The 18,720-nt window shown below is 71.0% G+C and carries 14 protein-coding genes; 7 read left to right on the top strand and 7 right to left on the bottom strand.

The window, feature by feature from the left end:
* A partial coding sequence (locus tag ACGFMK_RS45765) for a hypothetical protein (protein WP_392777269.1) occupies window positions 1–788 on the bottom strand: 788 nt, incomplete at its 3' end.
* Window positions 789–1,118: 330 nt separating this feature from the next.
* Between ACGFMK_RS45765 and ACGFMK_RS45760 the strand changes: the two genes are divergently transcribed.
* Window positions 1,119–1,745, top strand: coding sequence for a LuxR C-terminal-related transcriptional regulator (locus tag ACGFMK_RS45760; RefSeq protein ID WP_392777266.1), 627 nt, complete (start codon window positions 1,119–1,121; stop codon window positions 1,743–1,745).
* 60 nt (window positions 1,746–1,805) lie between these two features.
* A complete protein-coding gene (locus tag ACGFMK_RS45755) occupies window positions 1,806–4,565 on the top strand; it encodes an AAA family ATPase (RefSeq protein WP_392777263.1) in 2,760 nt (919 codons plus the stop codon).
* 1,156 nt (window positions 4,566–5,721) lie between these two features.
* Here ACGFMK_RS45755 and ACGFMK_RS45750 read toward each other — a convergent pair.
* Window positions 5,722–6,765 carry a UbiA family prenyltransferase gene (locus tag ACGFMK_RS45750; RefSeq protein ID WP_392777260.1) on the bottom strand — a complete coding sequence of 348 codons (1,044 nt, stop codon included), beginning with the start codon at window positions 6,763–6,765 and terminating at the stop codon, window positions 5,722–5,724.
* Between the two features lie 337 nt (window positions 6,766–7,102).
* Between ACGFMK_RS45750 and ACGFMK_RS45745 the strand changes: the two genes are divergently transcribed.
* From ACGFMK_RS45745 to ACGFMK_RS45735, 3 genes are read left to right on the top strand one after another with little or no spacing between them, the layout of a single operon-like run.
* Window positions 7,103–8,221 (top strand): cytochrome P450, encoded by a 1,119-nt coding sequence (locus ACGFMK_RS45745; protein ID WP_392777257.1) that lies wholly within the window; start codon window positions 7,103–7,105, stop codon window positions 8,219–8,221.
* Window positions 8,215–9,594, top strand: coding sequence for a cytochrome P450 (locus ACGFMK_RS45740; protein WP_392777254.1), 1,380 nt, complete (start codon window positions 8,215–8,217; stop codon window positions 9,592–9,594). The genes ACGFMK_RS45745 and ACGFMK_RS45740 overlap by 7 nt, the downstream gene beginning before the upstream one ends.
* A 4-nt stretch (window positions 9,595–9,598) precedes the next feature.
* A complete protein-coding gene (locus ACGFMK_RS45735) occupies window positions 9,599–10,441 on the top strand; it encodes an SAM-dependent methyltransferase (protein WP_392777251.1) in 843 nt (280 codons plus the stop codon).
* Window positions 10,442–10,459: 18 nt separating this feature from the next.
* On the opposite strand, the gene ACGFMK_RS45730 is transcribed toward ACGFMK_RS45735, so the two are convergent.
* On the bottom strand, window positions 10,460–11,365 hold the full coding sequence (locus tag ACGFMK_RS45730) for an NAD-dependent epimerase/dehydratase family protein (protein WP_392777248.1): 906 nt from the start codon (window positions 11,363–11,365) through the stop codon (window positions 10,460–10,462).
* Between the two features lie 149 nt (window positions 11,366–11,514).
* Between ACGFMK_RS45730 and ACGFMK_RS45725 the strand changes: the two genes are divergently transcribed.
* Together ACGFMK_RS45725 and ACGFMK_RS45720 are read left to right on the top strand one after the other, a co-directional pair.
* Window positions 11,515–12,960 (top strand): methyltransferase domain-containing protein, encoded by a 1,446-nt coding sequence (locus ACGFMK_RS45725; RefSeq protein ID WP_392777245.1) that lies wholly within the window; start codon window positions 11,515–11,517, stop codon window positions 12,958–12,960.
* A 64-nt stretch (window positions 12,961–13,024) separates the two neighbouring features.
* Window positions 13,025–13,948 carry an SAM-dependent methyltransferase gene (locus tag ACGFMK_RS45720; RefSeq protein WP_392777242.1) on the top strand — a complete coding sequence of 308 codons (924 nt, stop codon included), beginning with the start codon at window positions 13,025–13,027 and terminating at the stop codon, window positions 13,946–13,948.
* Here the strand turns inward: ACGFMK_RS45720 and ACGFMK_RS45715 are convergent.
* The 4 genes from ACGFMK_RS45715 to ACGFMK_RS45700 form a co-directional block, all read right to left on the bottom strand.
* On the bottom strand, window positions 13,936–15,063 hold the full coding sequence (locus tag ACGFMK_RS45715) for a polysaccharide pyruvyl transferase family protein (RefSeq protein ID WP_392777239.1): 1,128 nt from the start codon (window positions 15,061–15,063) through the stop codon (window positions 13,936–13,938). The two genes, ACGFMK_RS45720 and ACGFMK_RS45715, sit on opposite strands and share 13 nt — an antisense overlap.
* Window positions 15,060–16,367: a glycosyltransferase gene (locus tag ACGFMK_RS45710; RefSeq protein ID WP_392777236.1), complete on the bottom strand. Its 1,308-nt coding sequence runs from the start codon at window positions 16,365–16,367 to the stop codon at window positions 15,060–15,062. The genes ACGFMK_RS45715 and ACGFMK_RS45710 overlap by 4 nt, the downstream gene beginning before the upstream one ends.
* 86 nt (window positions 16,368–16,453) lie before the next feature.
* A complete protein-coding gene (locus ACGFMK_RS45705) occupies window positions 16,454–18,361 on the bottom strand; it encodes a B12-binding domain-containing radical SAM protein (protein WP_392777234.1) in 1,908 nt (635 codons plus the stop codon).
* Window positions 18,358–18,720, bottom strand: a 363-nt coding sequence (locus ACGFMK_RS45700) for a flavodoxin-dependent (E)-4-hydroxy-3-methylbut-2-enyl-diphosphate synthase (protein WP_392777231.1), incomplete at its 5' end; no start/stop codon positions are given. The genes ACGFMK_RS45705 and ACGFMK_RS45700, both read right to left, overlap by 4 nt.

The following is an 18,720-nucleotide window of genomic DNA, read 5'->3' as shown; positions in this document are numbered from 1 at the left end:
CCACCGGCGCCGCCGCCACTGCCACCGCCGGTGCCGCTGCGGCAGCCACCCCCGCCACCACCACCGCCGCCGGAGAGATTCGCGAGGCTGCCGCTGCCGCCGCCGGTACCGGGGCCGTCGACGGCCCCGCCGCTGCCGCGGCTGCCGCCCTGGGTGCCGTTGCCGCTGCTGCCGTTGAACCCGCTCTGGCTGCCCGCACCGCCGTTGTTGCCGCTGCCGTAGCAGCCGCCGCCCCCGCCACCGCCGCCCCCACCGCCGCCGGCCTGGATCAGCTTGACCGAACCGGCGGTCAGGCCGGTGCTGCCGCCGCCGCGCCCGCCGTCGGGACAGGCGCTCGTGCCGTTGCCGCCCGATCCGGCGCGGGTGAACCCTTCCCGGCCGCAGCCGGGGAATATCCCCAGCGTCTGTCCCGCGGTGACCGGGACGACCGCGAACACCACGGCACCCGCGCCGCCGTCACCGCCGTCCACGTCACCGCCTTTCGCGCCGGCGACCCGCACCGACAGCGCGGTCGTGCCGGCGGGGACGGTGTAGGTCGCGTTGCCGTTCGCGCAGGTGAAGGTGGCCCGCTCGGCCGCCTGCGCGACCGGCGTCCGCGCCTGGCCGGCGATCACGGTGAACACCCCGGTCAGCGCCACGACGCCGAGGGACAGCAGCAGCCGGCGCCGCCACGAACGGGACCGGCCGGTGGAGCGACGGCGCAACCTCGCGGGTGCCGGGCTGCCCGGTGTCCGGCGCCCGCGCCGGCGCCGGACGCGAAAGGACACACCGGCGGCACCTGAGCGCATGACCGTCCTCATTCCGTGGTGGTGGTTGCGGGGGATGGCCGAAGTCTCGCGCGGTCACCCGCCGCGCGCGTACGACCCGGGGCCAGCAGATCGGGCAGTCCGCTTTCTCCATCGGGCAGCCGCGGCACGGCGAAAACGGGGTTCCGGTGGACCCGGCCCGGGTGCGTTCCGGCCGGACGACCCGGCCGGAACCGGCAGAAAGAAACCCACTGGGCCATTCGGTGCCTAGGGCGAGGGACCTAGGGGCCGACCCCAGTGCCGGCCATCGCACTTCAGGGCAACGTGAAAGCCGGATTCCGTGCGTCCGGACTGCGAAGGGAGTGCAGGGTCATGCGGGAGAAGGTCGCTGTGTGGGTCGAGGCATCGGATCTGGTCACGAGCTTCGGCATCCGCGCGCAGCTGAACGAGTCGGCCGAGCTGGAACTGGTCGATGGAACCGAAGTCACGACCGACACGGTCGTCCTGCTGGCCGTCGATCATTTCGACGACCGGATCCGCCGCCGGGCGGAAGACCTGACCCGCGCGGGCTGCACCCGGTTCGTCCTGATCACCTCGGTACTGGACGACGAGCAACTGCACGCGGCGGCGGAAATCCGGGTCTGCGCGGTGATCCACCGCCGAGACACGACCCCGGCCGAGCTGGAACGGCTGGTGGTCAAGGCCGTCGGGGGACAGTCCGAACTGCCCACGGAGCTGCTGAGCCAGCTGTTCCGTCAGGTCGCCGAACGCGACAACGCCGTCCAACGCACCCGCGCACTCCCCTTCGCCGGACTGACCACACGGGAGTCGCAAATCCTGCGGCTGATCGCCGACGGCCTGGACACCGACGAGATAGCCCTGCAGCTGTCCTACTCTTCCCGCACGGTGAAGAACGTCCTGCACGCCGTGACGACCCGGTTCTGCCTGCGCAATCGTTCGCACGCCGTGGCCTACGCCATGCGCGAAGGGCTGATCTGATCAGCGCGACGCGGCGGGTGCTTCAGTTGGCGACCTACACGCAGGGACGTGGTACACGCGGTGGCACGGGTGATGGTGGCGAACGACGGTGCGGACGACGACGAAGAAGACGGACGGACGGCGTTCGTCGGACGGGGCGCCGAACTGGACCACCTGAAGTCGCGCGCCGACCGGGTCGCCGCCGGCCGACCTCAGCTCGTCTGGCTGGAAGGTCCCACGGGCATCGGGAAGTCCGCCCTGCTGGACCGGTTCGTCGCGGGCCTGACCGGCTTCACCCTCGTGGCGGCCGACGGCGACCCGGCGGAGTCGTCGCTGCCCTACGGCCTGATCGACCAGCTGGTCTCCGGGTCCGGGCCGGCCGGCCACGGCCGGCACCGCCCGGACCCGGACCCGACGCCGATCACGGCGGGTGCGCGGCTGCTGGCGCTGCTGGGCGAACTCCAGGCCGCCGGCCCGGTCGCGCTCGTGCTGGACGACGTGCAGTGGACCGACCCGTTCTCGGCCCAGGCGCTCGGGTTCGCCCTGCGCCGCGTCACCGGTCACCGGGTACTGACGCTGCTCGCGCTGCGGGTGCCCGGCCGGGACGGCGACGTGCCCACCGCCACCGGTCACCTCACCCGCAACCGGATCGAGACGACGACCCTGCGCGTCGGCGGACTGTCCCCTCAGGACATCCGCGCGCTCTCGGTGCTGACGGCCGGCCGGGACCTCCCGCTGCCGACCGCCGCGAAACTGCACCGGCACACCGACGGGAACCCCGCGCACGTCGGCTCGCTGCTGAGCGAGGTGGACCACCGCCTGCTGATCGACGCCACCGACACGCTGCCGGTGCCGGGGTCGGTGCTGACGGCCGTCGGGCCGGCCGTGCGGCGGCTGCCACCGGAAAGCCGGCGACTGGTGGACGCGCTGGCCGTGCTGGGCGGCCGGTTCCCGCTGGCGCGGGTGGCACAGCTGGCCCGGGTGAGCGGTCCCGCGCAGGCCCTGGTTCCGGCGCTGGAAGCCGGGATCGTGCGCTGGTGGCCGTCCGACCCGACCAACCAGGTGACCATGAGCCACCCGCTGTACCGGGACGCGGTGTACCAGCTGCTCAGCCCGCCCAGGCGTGCGCAGCTGCACGCCACCGCGGCCGCGCTGGTCGACCACTCGTCGTCCTGGGCCCACCGGGTCGCGGCGGCGGTGGTCGCCGACGGCAGGCTGGCCGCCGAACTGGAACGGGAGTCGGTGACGGCGGCCAACGCGGCGCGGCACGACGTGGCCGCCCAGTACCTGCGGTGGGCCGCCGAACTGTCCGACTCGCGCAGCGACCACGAGCGGCGCTTCCTCGGCGCGTGCCTGCACATGCTGGTCACCGCGAACCACGTGTGGACGGTGGGCCGGCGCGCGGAGATCGAGGCTTGCCGGCCCTCGCCCCTGCGTGACTGCGTGCTCGGCATGACCCTGCTGTTCGGTATCGGCGACCTGGCCACGGCCGCGCCCCTGCTGGCGCGGACCGAGTCGGCGATCGACGCACCGGCGTGGTTGCGGGGCACGGCGGCCGCCTCGCTGGCCGCACTGCACCTGTGGGCCGGCGGGGTGAGCAAGGTGCTGGACGCGTCCTCCCTCGCGCTGGCGGCGCCGGGCCTGCCCGACCGGCTGCGGGACTTCGTGCGCGCGCTGCGAGCGGTGGCCAGGACCCGGCGGGACGGTCTCCGGTCCGGTTTCGCCGAGCTGGGCCACGTGCCCGAGCGGGCCGACGCGGTCACCGCCGCCGACCTCGAAAGCCTGTGCTGCCGCGGATCGTTGCACGCGATGCTGGGCGAGTACGAGGAAGCCGTCGGCGACCTGTCCGCCGCGCTCCGGCTGCTGCCGTCGCGCGACGGGATCCCTGGCGGCATGGCACCTCACTGCTACCTGGCGGCCAGCCACTACGCGCTGGGCGACTGGACCGAGGCGACGGCCGTCGCCGACCAGGCGATCGGCATGCAGGACACGTCCACGCAGCCCGCGCACCACGTCCTGAGCAGACTGGTCGCCACCCTCGTGCCGGCGGCGAGCGGCGATTTCGGCGTCGCGCTCGAACACGCGGCGGCGGCTCGGTCGCGGGCCGAAGCGCTGGGCACCCCACAGGACCTGCGGTACGCGGCGATCGCGGGCGCACTGGTCGCCAGGGCGATGGGCGACCGGGACGGCATGGTGGACGCGCTGCACCTGGTGGAGCACTCCCCCGCTCGGCGGGTGTGGTGGTGGGACACGTGGTGGCGGCCGCTGCGGGTGGAGACCCTGCTGGACCTGGGTGAACTGGACGACGCGGAAAGCGAGCTGCGTGAGTTCGAGCAGTCCGCCGTCGACGTCGCCCACACCGGCGACGAGCTGACCCGGCTGTGGGCCGGCCTGGCCACCCGGCGCGGTTCACCCGACCAGGCCTTGGAGATCTGCGCGGCGAGGATGCACGAACCGGGCCGCGCCGGCCTGCCGCTGCCGAGGGCCATGCTCGAACACGGCTACGGCCGGCTGCTGCTGTCGGCCGGTTTCCAGACCGAGGCGCGAATGTGGCTGACGGTGGCCTACCGCCGGTTCGCCGTGCTGGGCGCCCGCCCGTACGCCCGCAGGGCGGAGCGAGACCTGCGGCTGTGCGACCCGAAGGCCACGGCGAGGACGTCCGGCCTGACCGACCGGGAGGAACAGGTCGGCAAGCTCGTGGCCCTGGGCCTGACCAACCGGGAAATCGCCACCGAGCTCTACATCAGCACGAAGACGGTGGAGTACCACATCAGCAACCTCTACGCGAAGCTGGGAGTGGCTTCCCGCAAGGGTTTCAAGCGCCTGCACGACCGGCCGTGACGACCCGGCGGCCACCTACCGGCGCGGACAAGGAAGCAGTACCGGCGGCCGGGTCCATCGGCGAAGAGGTGCGCCGGCTGAGTTCGACGCTGTCGCCGGCGTCGCGGGGCGGGAGCAGTTCGAGGGCGGTGGCGGGCGCGGCGACAGAGGTGCGGCGGGCTGGGTTTCGGGCGGCTGGGCCATTTCGACGGAGCCGGTGCCAAGGATGGCGAACCCGCTTGCCACGACGGAGACGGCTACGACGGCCCCGCCGATGACGACGAGCTTGCGGCGGACGCGGGTTTTGCCCGGCTTGACGCCGCGGAAGTCGAAGGAGGCCAAGGGAACCCGGGTGTAAACGACGCCCTGCGGCGCCCAGGGTGGTGCGGCGGGGCTCGAGGGTGTCGAGGGCAAAGCGGCCGCGACGGGATTCGGCGACGCCGGAACCGGCGAGGACGCCGGCCGAGCGCCGACGCCGTGTGCGAGGCGGTCGGCCACCGGCTCGACCAGATCGGTCCGGCAATAGGCCTGCTCCGCACCCGAGCCCGGTGGTGCGAGGGCGGGCGCGGCGGACGTCGGCGGCGGAACCGGCGCGCCGGCCTGATTCGCGGCGGGCGCCGCACCCACCTGATCAGTGCCCGAGCCCGGCGGCACGGGAGCGTCCGCCGGAACCCGCACAAGACCGGCGGACATCGGCGGCGCAAGAGCCACCGCGGGCGCCGACCCACCCACCGGACCCGGCGGCACGAGTGCGGCCCCCGGTGGCGAAGCGACGGCACAAGGCCCCCGCCCGGAAGCCACGCCAACGCCTGGCCCGTAGCCACCGGCAGCCGGTGGCGGAACGGCGGGCGAAGCTCGCCACTGCCCGGCTCGGGCATTGGCCGTGGTTCCGGTTCACGACACCGTGCCACGCCGGATGGCGGCACCCCAGGCCCGTGGACCAGGTCGCGGACTCGGTCGGGTATCCGGTCCATCGGCGACGCTGCGGGTGGTCGAGGTCGCGGACCGCGCGCGGCCGGATCCCGGGCCGCGGTTCAGACCCGCCGCGTATGCCGGGTGGTGTCGGTGGCGGACATCAGGGTCGCTGACCGCGACCCCCACGCGAACCGCGGCCCGGGCGGGTGCGCGCGGCCCGACGGCGATCTTCGAGTCACCGGCGGCGCCTGCTCACCGCCCCTCACTCCGCGGGTTCGACGGCGGCCTCCGGCAGGCTCTGGGGTACGGCCACCGGGGCCGCGGGCAGCGCGGGCCACGTGACCGCCAGGGACACGGCCAGCAGGACGAGCCCGAGGACGACGTCCCCCGCCGCGGCGACGAAACCCGCCGCGACGCACAGCCGCCCCAGCGCCAGGAGGCCGTAGGCCCCGACCACCGGACGGCCCGCGATCGGCCGAGGTGCCCGGAACAGCACCACCAGGGCCGCGATCGCCAGTACGGTCCCCAGCGCGGCGAACGGGGTGTAGCCGACCGTGTCGAACGGGCGGCTCTGGATCGTCGCCGGCTGGAACACGGCCGAACTGAACCAGAACACGAACGTGACGACCAGCAGCACCAACGCGGCCTTGTGCCCGTAGCGGGAGGGCAGCGTCTGCACTCCGGCACGCCGGTCCACCTCGGTGTCCTCGACCGCCAGGACCTGGTGGAGCATCGAATCCTGCTGCCAGAAGATCAGCGCCGCGAAGACAAGGTCCCACAGCGGCGACCCGTTCGCCAGCGCCACGGCGAAGCCGAACGCCACCATCGTGGCGATCCCCCGGGTGAAGATGCGGATCGGCCGCCGCAGCCTGCCGAACCGGCCGTACAACGCCAGCGCCCCGGCCGATACCACGGCAAGCGCGAGCACGATGGTGAGCGGGGCGAGCACCAGCGCGAGCGCGAGCCCGGCGACGGTGCAGACGACCATGGCGATCAGCGCCGCCCGGACGCCCACCCGGCCCGACGGCACCGGCCTGTCCGGTTTGGCGACGGCATCGAGGTCCCGGTCGAAGTAGGCGCCCGCGTAGTAGGCACCCGTCGACAGGAGTGCGGGGACCAGGAAGGCGGCGACCAGGTACCAGACGGACCTGCCGGAAACGAGCGCGACGCCGGCCAGGCCGACCAGCCCGACATAACAGCCGACGTCGGGTCTGCCGCATTTTATGTGCGCAGCCAGCGTGGTCCTGATCCGGCCGAGAATTCTTCCATTCCCGCCGTCGGCCGGAATGGCGGCCGCACCAGACATTTTCACAGTTCCTCCGGGACACGTCGGAGCAAGGCTGATTCCAGCCGACCTGAAAGAGCCGACGATGTCTCGCGGCTTGATCTCCGGACACGCTACCGCCGGATCCGGTGGCCGCGCTGCTGTGCCGGGGTGTTCGAGAAGAACGGAACCCGGCCAGGTCCTCGCCGCAGCCGCCCGGCGGCGGACGCACCCGGCCTGTTCGCCCCACATTCTTGATCGTCCGGAATCCCTGGGATAGCTTTCCGGCGCGCAGCCACGTCAAACCATGGGGACTGATATGGAAACCGTTGTTTCGCTCCCGTTCGAATCCACGCACCCGTTGCAGATTCCGGCCCTGGTGCGTGAGTTGCAGGCGTCGGGTCCGATCCACCTGATCCACACCTCGGTGGGCGACCCGGGGTGGCTGGTCACCGACTACGCCGAAGTGAAGCGGCTGCTCGCCAGTGACAAGCTGGGCCGCTCCCACCGGGACCCCGGGAACGCCTCCCGCATCGGCGAGTCCGCGCTCGTCAGTGGTCCCCTCGGCGACTACGACACCGAGCCCGCCGACAGCGCGCGCACCCGGGCGTTGCTGCAGCCGCACTTCTCCCCCGCCCGGATGCGGGTGCTGCGCGAGCGCGTGGACGAGCTCACCACGGGGCTGATGGACGACCTCGCCGCGAGCGAACGCCCGGCGGACCTGATCGAGGCACTGGCTCTGCCGCTGCCGATCCTGGTGGTCTGCGAGCTGCTCGGCGTGCCCTACGAGGATCGGGAGCAGTTCCGCGGCTGGATCCACGCCGTCGCCGACGTGACCGACCGGGCGGGCTCCGAGCAGGCCCTGGGTGCGCTGTTCCAGTACGGCCAGGAACTCGTGGCCCGCAAACGCCGGGACCCCGGCGAGGACATCACGTCACGGCTGTGCCAGACCGAAGGCGTCGACGACGCCGAAATCGCGCTGCTGAGCATGGCGCTCCTGTTCGCCGGGTTCGAAACCACGTCCGTCCACATCGGACTGGGCGCGCTGCTCTTCCTGGTCAACCAGGACCAGTGGCAGGCCGTGGTCGACGACCCGGCGCTGATCCCGGCCGCCATCGACGAGATGATCCGGGCGACGCCGGGCCCGGCGGGCGGCGACATCCCCCGGTACGCCCGCGAGGACATCGAGATCGGCTCCGTCACCATCCGTGCGGGCGACCTCGTGCTGCTGGACAACAGCGCGGCCAACCACGACCCGGCGGTGTTCCCCGACCCCGACCGGTTCGAGGTGACCCGCAAGGCGAACGCGCACCTGTCGTTCGGTCACGGCCCGCACTACTGCATCGGCGCCCCGCTGGCCAAGGTGGAGCTGGCGGCCGTCCTGAGCCAGCTGGCGCTACGGTTTCCGAAGATCCGCCTCGCCGTGGACGTGTCCGAGCTGCGCGTCCGCGGCAACACGCAGACCGGCGGCCTGATCGAACTGCCCGTCACGTGGTGACGACAAGCGGCCGGCCGGCGGCGTCCACGTCCGTCCCGCTGGCTCCGGGCGCTCTTCCCGTGGTGGGACACACCTTCTCCCTGCTGCGCGACTCCCACGCGTTCCTGACCTCGCTGCCCTCCCACGGCGACGTGGTCCGGGTCCGGTTCGGCCGCAGCGACACGGTCGTGGTGTGCACGCCCGAACTGACCCAGCGGGTGCTGCGCGAGGACAAGGTCTTCGACAAGGGCGGGACCCTGTTCGACCGGATCAGGGACTGGCTCGGCGACGGCCTCGGCACGTGCCCCCACAGCCGGCACCGCCGGCAACGGCGCCTGATCCAGCCCGCGTTCCACCACACCCGGATGCCCGCCTACGGCGCGATGATGACCCGCCAGATCGACGCCGTCACCGGCGGCTGGCACGACGGTGACGTCCTCGACCTCCAGAGCGAGATGGGCACGCTCAGCGCCCGGATCGTGGTGGAGGCCATGTTCCGGGACGCGCTGCCCGAGCACCTGCTCAAGCAGGCCGTCGACGACGTGGGCGTGGTGGTGCGCGGGCTGTACCTGCGGGCGTCGATGCCCGCGTTCCTGACCAAGCTGCCGCTGCCCGGCAACCGCCGGCAGATCGCGGCCCGCGCCAGGCTGCACCGGATCGTCACCGACATCATCACCGAGCGCCGGGCCTCCGGTACCGACCAGGGCGATCTGCTGTCGGCCCTGCTGGCCGCCCGCGACACCGGGGAGCAGGGCGACACCACGGGGCTTTCGGACGCCGAGATCAGCGACCAGGTGATGACGTTCTTCGCCTCGGGCCTGGAGACGACCGCGCTGGCGCTCGTGTGGGCGTTGCGCCTGCTCGCCTTCCACCCCGAGGTGGAGCAGCGAGTGCTGGCCGAGGCCGACGCCGTCCTGGGCGGCGGTCCCGCGCAGTTCGACGCCATGCGCGATCTGGCCCTGACCGGCCGGGTCGTGACGGAGGTGCTGAGACTGTTCCCGCCCGCCGGCGAGATGTTCACCCGGACCGTCACCGGCGACACCACCCTCGGCGGGTATCCGGTCGCGGCGGGCACCACCGTCATGTACAGCTCCTGCCTCATCCACCATCGAGGCGACCTCTACGACGACCCCACGCGCTTCGACCCGGACCGGTGGGACGGGGAGAGCCGGACCCTGCCGCCGCGGGAGGCGTTCATCCCGTTCGGCGGCGGGGCCCGGAAGTGCATCGGCGAGCAGTTCGCGGTCGCGGAGGTGGTCCTCGGCCTGGCCACGATCGTGTCCCGCTGGCAGGTGCGTCCGGTGACCGCCCGGCAAACCCCGCCGCGGACCGTCGCCGAGTGGCGGCGGCTGGGCAAACGGATGCGCGTGACGTCCCGGCAAAACAAGGAGTGAACCGATGTCCCACGGACAGAGTGCCCCGTTCAGCGACGTGGCGGACGTCTACGACCAGCTGAGCGAGTTCTTCACCACCATCCTGGGTGGCAGCATCCACCTCGGCTACTGGGCCGAGGGCGACACACTCGGCGACAACGCCATGGTCGCCGCGTCCGAGCGGCTGACGGCGATGATGATCGACAAGATCGCGGTCGGCCCGGGGCAGCGGGTGCTGGACGTCGGGTGCGGCACCGGACAGCCCGCCCTCGAGCTGGTGCGCGCGACGGGCGCCGACGTCCTCGGCATCACGATCAGCGGGGAACAGGTGGCCACGGCGACCGAACTCGGCCGCGGCAGCGGGCTGGCGGACCGGATGTCGTTCCAGCTCACCGACGTGATGGAGCTGCCGTTCGAGACCGGCAGCTTCGACGCGGCGTGGCTCTTCGAGTCCCTGCCGCACATCCGCGACCGGCGGCGGGCCCTCGAGCAGGTCGCCAGGGTGGTGCGGAAGGGCGGCCTGATCGCGCTGACCGACTTCGTCCAGATCGCGCCGATGACCCCCGAGGAGACCGAGGCCGCGACGGGGTTGATGGAGTCCTTCCACCTGGGTGGTTTCTGCTCGCTGGAGCGGTACCCGGAGGTGATCCGCGAAGCCGGCCTGGAAGTTGTGGAGGTGAACGACATCTCCGCGAACACGATCCGGTCCGACGACGCGTTCCTCGACTCCTTCCTCACCGACCTCCGCGAGAAGGCCGCGAAGTTCGGGGCGGTGGCGGCCGAGGCGATCGACTCCATCGAGGCGGTGAGCCGCGGTCTCAACGACCTGCACCAGATCGGGTACGCGCTGATCGTGGCGCGCGCCTGACCACGCGGCCGCGCACGGTCAGGGCACCAGGCGCGCGGCGCCGCACAGTTCGGCCAGGCCCGTCTCCAGGTCGACCTCGGCGGTGAAGCCCTTGTCCTCGATCTTCCGGTACGACACGGCGTAGTCACGCTGGTCCGGATCCGTGGCGAACTCGGCGAAATGGACGTAGCAGCCGGTGCGCCGGGCGATCGCGCCGGCGATGGCGGCCTTCGACAGGTTCAGCTCGGCGTTGCCGACGTTGTACACGTCGTCGGCCAGCCCGTGCCAGTTGCGCAGCGCGAAGACGATCGAGCGTGCCATGTCACGCACGTGGACCAGGGTGCGGCGGAAGCCGGGCTGGTAGACCACCAGGTAGCCCTGACGCACCGCCTTGTACACGAAGTCGTTCACGAGCAGGTCAGTGCGCAGGCGCTGGCTCACGCCGAACGCCGTCGCGAAGCGGTACACGACGGCGTTGCCCGCGTCCAGGACCATCTGCTCCCCCACCGCTTTCGCCTTCGCGTACTGGGTGTTCGGGTCGACGCTCGTGGATTCGGTGCACACCGCGTCGGTGACCTTCCCGTAGACGCTGCCGGTGGAGGCGAACAGCAGCGACTGGCCGGCCTGCCGCAGCTTGACGAGGGTGCTCGTGCCCTCGACGTTCGTCATCCAGGCCTGCGCCGGTTCGCCCGCACAGGCGGGCTCGCCGACCACGGCGGCGAGGTGGACGACGGCGTCCACACCCCGCAGCGCCGCGGCGACCGCCCGCTCGTCGCAGACGTCACCGACGACCATTTCGAAACCGGCGTGACCGCAGCAGCTCAGCAGGCCCTCGCCACCGGCGCGGAGCCGGTCGAGCACTCGCACGTGATGTCCTTCGGCCAGCAGCGCGGGCACCAACGTCGAGCCGACGTACCCGGCACCTCCGGTCACCAGAACTCGCATCGCCGTCACCACCAATTTCCGTGTCGAATGGGCAACAATGGCCGGCCAATGGCCGCGAAGGGACACTCTGACCAATTGTGGGGCCACCATGGCTCGGCAGGCAAGACGCGACCGGATGCGCAATTTCGCCGCGTCACCCGACAATTGACGTGACCGAGCGGGATCACTATGGTCGGGCCATATCTCGGAATGACCTTTCTCGCGAAATGAATGACAAAGTCCCGACCAGTGCGAACGAGGTGGATGGCGCGGTGGGAAGCAACGTCTTGACGCAATGCCGGGTGTGTGGCCGATCGTCGTTCCGGGACGTCCTCGACCTGGGTGAACTGGCCGTCTCCGACTTCGGCCGGGACACCGAACCACACTACGCACCCCTGGCTCTGGTCCTGTGCGATCCGAGCACGGGCGGGTGCTCCTTCGTCCAGCTGAAACACCGGGCCATCGACCGGGACCTGCTGTACCGGCGGTACTGGTACCGGTCCGGGACCAACGAGTCGATGCGGATGGCACTCGCGAGCATCGCGGCGTCGGGGCGGGACCTCGTCGGTCTCGGCAGCGGCGACATCGTGGTCGACATCGGGGCCAACGACGGCACGCTCCTGCGCAGCTACCGCGACGAGGGGGTGGTCCGGGTCGGCTTCGAACCGGCCGCGAACCTGGTGGCCGAGGCCCGGGCCGGCACCGACGTCATCATCCCGGAGTTCTTCACCGCCGGCGCCTTCCTCGACCACCTCGGCGCGCGCAGCCGGGCCGAGCTCATCACTTCGATCGCGATGTTCTACGACCTGGAGAACCCGCACGACTTCGTCCGTGACATCGCCCGCATCCTGGCTCCGGACGGCCTGTGGATCATCCAGATGGCGTACCTGCCGACGATGTACGCCACCAACAACTTCGACAACATCTGCCACGAGCACGTCGGCTACTACTCGCTCGAGGTGATGAAGACGCTGCTGAGCCGGCACGGCCTGAGCGTCCGCGACGTCGAGCTGAACGACGTCAACGGCGGAAGTTTCCGGTTGTACGTCGGCCACCACGACACCCGCCCGCGGTGGGCGGACCGCGCCGGCGCCCGGCGCGTCGAGGAGCTGTCCAGGCGGGAAAACGCGCTGGGTCTGCACCTGCCCGGCACCCATCAGGGCTTCAGGCAGCGCATCGCCGCCCTGAAAGCCGACATACCGGAATTCGTCCGGCAGGAGATGGCGGCCGGAAAGGTCTTCCACGTCTACGGCGCGTCCACGAAGGGCAACACCATCCTGCAGTACCTCGGGCTGGATCACCGGCATTTCGCGATGGCCGCCGAGCGCAGCCCGCACAAATGGGGACTGCGCACCGCGGCCACCGATATCCCCATCGTTTCCGAGGACGAGTCGCGCCAGGCCGGTCCGGACTACTACTTCGTGCTCCCGTGGCATTTCCGGGACAGCTTCGTCACCCGTGAGACGGCCTTCCTCCGCGAGGGCGGCCAAATGATCTTCCCGCTGCCGGAGCCCACCGTGGTCCGGCTGGTGAACGGTGCGCCCCACGCGCTGCCGCTGCGCGATGCCCTCGTCGGCCGGCAGGACGACGTGGCGAGATCGCCTGCCGCGTCGTGAGCCGCGCCCGCGGGATTCCCCACCGACGACCACGCCGACGATCGAGGAACGAATGACGACGGAAATGGACTCAGCGCCCGCGGAACGCCGGCGCTCATGGGTGCGGCTCAAGGAATACTCGATGCTCGCCGCCCTGCTGGTGGTCCCGGAGCGGTGGCGGGCGCGGGCGTTCTTCGAGCTGCGCGGCGACCGGAGCCGCCTGACGGAGAAGAGCTCGTACCGCAACATGGGTTACTGGAAGGACGACCCGGGCAGCCTCGACGAGGCCAGCGAGGCGCTGGCCGACCTGCTCGGCGAGGCCGCCGGCCTGGGACCCGAGGGCACCGTGCTGGACGTCGGGTGCGGGTTCGCCGAACAGGACCTGCGGTGGCTCGAACGCTTCGCCCCGCGCAAGATCGTCGGCCTCGACCTGATGCCCAGTCAGGTCGAGGCCGGGCGGCGGCGCATGGCACGGCTCGGCCTGACCGACCGGATCGATCTCCGCGTCGGCTCGGCCACTTCCCTGCCCTTCGGTCCCGGTTCGTTCGACCAGGTCGTCGCGCTCGAGTGCGCCCTGCACTTCGTCACCCGTGAGGACTTCTTCCGCGAGGCCCGCCGGGTGCTCCGTCCACAGGGGACATTGGCGCTGGTCGACCCGGTGACCACCGGCGGGAACTCGGGCATCCACGGTTACCTGGAACGCGCGCTCGGCGCCATCCCCCGGGCCAACGCCTACTCCACCGAGGTCTACGCCGACAAACTGCGCCAGTGCGGCTTCGAGGACGTGCGGGTGCGGTCGTTGCGTGACGAGGTGTACGGCGGGTTCGCCAGGTACCTCTCGCGCCGGCTGGACGATCCCGAGGTCACCGGCCGGATGAACGCGGCGCTGCTGATGATCTGGCGCCAGTGGGTGCAGGCGTGGCAGGCCACGACGACGGACCAGGCGGCCTACGCGGGCAACCAGGACTACATCCTGGTCGTGGCCACGGCGCCGGGTCAGAAACCGTAGAGGTCCCGCGCGACGGCGATCTTCTGCAGGCGCTTCTCCTCGACCCGGGCCGAGGAGAAGCCGCCGGCGACCGGCCGGTCGGGCACCTCGTCCAGCGCGGCGAAGACCCACCCGGAGCCCTGCTCGATCAGCGACTGGTGCTTCACGTCGTAGTAGTCCGGCCGCACGCTCAGCGCGACACCCCCGAGACCCGCCGCCGCGGCCATCAGGTGCGGGTGGAACCGCGTGGAGATCCAGGTCTGTCCCGGGCGCACCGGCAGGCCGTGGTCCAGGACGTCCATGAGCGGGTAGAACCGGACGCCGGGCAGGTCCTTCTTGACGATGTCGTGGACCTCGTTGTCGATGCCGGGGAAGCATTCGAGAAACCCGACGTCCTCGCCGGGGACGTCCCAGGAGCGCAGGGTGCGGAGCACCGACGCCGCGACCGTCGCGGCGTCGGTGGCGCCGTTGAACATCGGCGCGATGTCGGACTGGGCGCACACCATGACGTCCGGCGCGTCGTCGGTCCAGCGGTAGTGGGAGGCGTCCAGGCTGAGGAAGGCGTCGTCGGCCGTGACGCGCAGGCCGTCCAGCCCGAGCAGCTGCCGGCTCGGCTCGTCGCGCGCGTCGGCCACGGTCAGCTGCTCCGCCATGCCGCGCAGCCGCGGCACGAACGCCGGATCCTGCGGGCACAGGCCCTGCCCGGTCATGCCGCCGCGGCCGCCGGACTCCCGCGTCGCGGCGACGACCCCCGCCAGCAGGCCGGCCGTCCACGGGTACAGGTAGTTCAGGATTCCCCCGCCGACCAGGTGGACCACGTCGGAGCCGACCAGCTCCGCCACCCCGGCCGGCCGGTCGGCGGCGCCGATCCTGGCGGTGACCGCGTCGGCGATCTCGGCGCTGCTCTTGCCCATGTGCTCGACGCACAGCATCCAGAGCGTGTCGGTGAACCGCAGGCCGGGGTGCAGGCCCTGCAGCGCCGGCCACGCGTGGTCCGGGCGCACGCATTCCACGAGCACCTCGGCGTCGGGCGCGTGCTTGGCCAGGTAGCGCAACCACCCCGCCGTGATCAGTTCGTCGCCGTAACTGGGCCCGCCGACGCAGGTGACCAGGTAGTAACGGGGCCGGCTGCTCATGACTTCCTCCATCGGACGTCGCGTCCACTCGTGAGGACGCGATCAAGGACCTTGACCATGTACTCGACACCGCGTTCCGCGCTGATGCGCGCGCCGAGCTCGGCCGCCGCGCGGACCATCTCCGGCTCGCGGGTCGCCTTGAGCGCGCCGGCCAGCTTCATGGGGGTCAGCTCCTGACGCCGCACGGGCCGGGGGCCCACGCCCAGTTCCGCGATCCGGTTGCCCCAGTCGAACTGGTCGAACACGGTCGGCACCAGCACCGTGGGCCTGCCCGCCCGCAGCCCCTCCGCGGTGACCATCATGCCGCCGTGGTGCACCACGGCGCGTACGTGCGGGAACACCAGGTCGAGGGGTAGTTCCTCGACGCACAGCACCGAATCGGTGTCGGGGGTCGGGGCGAGCCCGCCCCACCCGGTGGCGATGATCGCCCGGTCTCCGGTGACGGCCAGCGCCCCGTTGATCGCGTCCGTCAGCCGCTGGGGCTGTGAGGTCGCCAGGCTGCCGAAGGTGAAGTACACCGGCGGCGGGCCCGCCGCGAGGAAGTCCCGCACGTGCGACGGCAGCGAAGTGCCCGGAGCACTGTCCAAGAACCAGTAACCCGCTACGTGCTGATCACCCCCCACCGCGTCCGGTTCGGGCAGCACCGACGGGCTGAGCCCGTAGATGATCGGCAGCCGTTCCTCGCGCCAGCGAGGAAACGGGCCGAGGAAGGGCGCGGTCTTCTGCCCGGTCTGGCGCTGCCACCGCGTGATGGACTCGCGGAAGATCTGCCAGATGATCTGCTGTCCGAGGAAGCGCCGTCCCGGCACGCTGTGGTCGAGCGGGTGGCCGGTCTGCAGGAAGGCCGCGACGCCGGGAACGCCCTGGACCCGGGCGGTGTAGTAGCCGTGGTAGGCCAGCGGAGCACCGTAGATCACCGCTTCGGCGCCCTCGCAGGCCGACCAGACGTCGTTCATCAGTGCCTCGTCGTACCAGCGGGCGAGCTGGACCACGGCCCGGATGCCGGTGTTCGACCGCCACTCCACCCGGCGCGCCAGGCTCCTGACGGCCGACACCGCCGCCGCGGCCAGCCGATCCGGCCGCCGGTTCGCTTCGAGCACCTTCAAGAACGACTCGTCGGTGACCACCACGCGGGGGTCACCGGCGAGCTCGGCGTAGTCGAGGCCGGTCTGTGTGGCCACGGACCGCCAGTGCCGGTGGGTGGCGAAGCGCACGGTGTGGCCCGCGTCGCGAAGACCGCGGGCCAGCGCCGCGAGCGGGTGGACGTCACCGGCCAGGCCGGCGGCGAGGACTGTGACCAACATGACCAAGAACATCCCGTCCATGTACTCGGAAGCGACGTCCGCTTTTCCGGACGTCCCAGGAGCCGGCGCACCGTGCTCGGTGGCGCTCAGACGCCGACCGACGCCTCGTGGGGCGCGAACACCGGCAGGTAGTCGCGCAGGCACACGAACATGCCCTGGCAGTACAACGCGTTCTGCGCCAGGCCGAGCTCGTCGACGTACGGGATCTTCCGCTGCACGTTCTGGTCCATCAGCACCTGGACCGGCGCCGGCCCTTCGTGGCCGTTCATGTCCAGGTCGGCGAGCAGCTCGCCGATGACCGGTGGCAGCGTCAGCGAGACGTGGTGGTCGTCGATGATCTCGTACCGGATGTGGGTGAAATCGTAGTCGGGCGCGCGCATCGGCTCGGCGTAGATGTACGGGCGGGCCAGCAGGTCCAGCTCGAACGCCGCCTGCGCACCCTCGTCCTCCCACCACGGTTGCGTGTGGACGAAGCCGTTCAGCAGCTCGTCGAACTCCGCGCGGCAGGCGTGCAGCACCATGTGCGCGACCATGCCGCTGTCGCGGAAGTCGTAGTTGCCCAGGTTCTTCACCGAGTCCGCGAAGTACTGGGTGACCGCCGCGTCCGGCCGGTTCTTGAAGTACCCGACCGCGTTCGCGTACACCTCGGCGAAGGTGGCCAGGCCGTTCCGGTCGAGGTAGTTCGCCAGGTAGTAGAGACTCCGGACGTTGTACAGGGCGTGCACGACGTAGGCGAACCACACCCCGTCCTCGTACTCGGCGTTGGTGACCCAGTTGGTGGACGTGACGATGTCCGCCTCGGCGATCTCGCTCGGTACCCGGGCCGTCTGCACGCCGAGCACGTCACGCTGCTTGTGGATCGGCGTGTTGTAGAGCAGCAGCTGCGGGTAGGTGACGATGACGTCGCCGCGCAGGCGGCAGAGCTCGCCGATGCCCCGCTGGTACGAGTCGAGGGTTTCGCCCGGCAGCGGCCAGATCAGCTCGATGTTGGAGTTGATCCCCCGCTCCCGCAACGTCGACTGGAGGGTGGTGTACGCGGACAACCGGATGTTGCTGCGCTGCACCATGTCGAGCGTGTGGGGGTCCATGGACTGCAGGGAGATCGTCTGGCTGGTCACCAGGCCGCCGCGCACGAGCGTGTCGGTGATCGTGGTGATCCGGTCGGGCCGGTTCTTGGCCGCCGCCATGTCCACCCGGTACGGGAACCCGTTCCGTTCCTTCTGCTCCACGATGAACTTCGTGAGCTCGACGTCCCGGGGCGCGATCCCCCAGTTCGCGTCCGCGATGAACACGGACGCGAACTGGTGCTCGCTGATCCAGGTGATGTCCTCCCGGACCCGCTCGTCGTCGAACTTGTAGACCTTGTCGTTCGTCGCCGCGCCCCAGGCGCAGAACCCGCAGTTGTAGGGGCAGCCCCGGTTCGTCTCCAGGATCGCGGACGAGTACAGCCCGTCGGCGAACACGCCGGTGGTGAACGGCGACGGGATCTCGTTGAGGTCCTTGATCCGCTCCGACTTCGGGGTGGTGACCAGTTCACCGTCGCGCCAGAAGCTCAGGCCCGGCACGGCGTGGAAGTCCCGTTCGCCGCTGACGATCTGCTTGAGGTAGGCGAGAAAGGTGCGCTCCCCCTCGCCGTTGCAGACGACCATGTTCTCGCGATCGGCGGCGACGTAGTCCTGCATGTGGTTCATCACCTGCGGGCCGCCGAGGATGAACTGGGCGGCCGGCTTCCGCTCGTGCAGGCGGTCGAGCACCCACCGGGTGATGCCCATGTTCCAGAGGTAGCAGCTGACCGCGTAGACGTCACTGTCCTTTTCGGCCAGCTCGTCGGCCACGGCCACCCGGTCGCCGGTCGCCTGCTGCGAGAAGATCTCGAACGAGCACTCGGCGACGATGTCCTCGTCCTGCGACGCGTACGCCTGGAGGTACCCGGTGGCGAGCGGCAGAACGCCCTCGTAGGCGGTTAGTTCGACGAACGTGACTTTGGTGCTCATGTCCTTGCCCTCGTCTCCGGCTCAACTTTTTCGGACTGCTCCGCGATGCGCAGAGCCTCCTCGATCAGGGTCTCGACGATCGCGTGCTCCGGCACGGTCTTGATGACCTCGCCCTTGACGAAGATCTGGCCCTTGCCGTTACCCGACGCCACACCCAGGTCGGCCTCACGGGCCTCGCCCGGGCCGTTCACCACGCAGCCCATGACGGCCACGCGCAGCGGGATCTCCATCCCCTCCAGACCGGCGGTGACCTGCTCGGCCAGCGTGTAGACGTCGACCTGCGCGCGCCCGCACGACGGGCACGACACGATCTCCAGCTTCCGCTGCTTCAGATTCAGCGACTGCAGGATCTGGATGCC

The organism is Amycolatopsis sp. NPDC049252 (assembly GCF_043197175.1).
Lineage (GTDB): Bacteria > Actinomycetota > Actinomycetes > Mycobacteriales > Pseudonocardiaceae > Amycolatopsis.
The sequence above is the reverse complement of the archived record's forward strand: the minus strand, read 5'-3'. Positions and strand labels throughout refer to the sequence as shown.

Coding starts and splice junctions, on each gene's coding strand:
- ACGFMK_RS45730 (WP_392777248.1), bottom strand. CDS start 11,365: ATGCGAGTTCTGGTGACCGGAGGTGCCGGGTACGTCGGCTCGACGTTG.
- ACGFMK_RS45760 (WP_392777266.1), top strand. CDS start 1,119: ATGCGGGAGAAGGTCGCTGTGTGGGTCGAGGCATCGGATCTGGTCACG.
- ACGFMK_RS45735 (WP_392777251.1), top strand. CDS start 9,599: ATGTCCCACGGACAGAGTGCCCCGTTCAGCGACGTGGCGGACGTCTAC.
- ACGFMK_RS45720 (WP_392777242.1), top strand. CDS start 13,025: ATGGACTCAGCGCCCGCGGAACGCCGGCGCTCATGGGTGCGGCTCAAG.
- ACGFMK_RS45715 (WP_392777239.1), bottom strand. CDS start 15,063: ATGAGCAGCCGGCCCCGTTACTACCTGGTCACCTGCGTCGGCGGGCCC.
- ACGFMK_RS45710 (WP_392777236.1), bottom strand. CDS start 16,367: ATGTTGGTCACAGTCCTCGCCGCCGGCCTGGCCGGTGACGTCCACCCG.
- ACGFMK_RS45750 (WP_392777260.1), bottom strand. CDS start 6,765: ATGTCTGGTGCGGCCGCCATTCCGGCCGACGGCGGGAATGGAAGAATT.
- ACGFMK_RS45705 (WP_392777234.1), bottom strand. CDS start 18,361: ATGAGCACCAAAGTCACGTTCGTCGAACTAACCGCCTACGAGGGCGTT.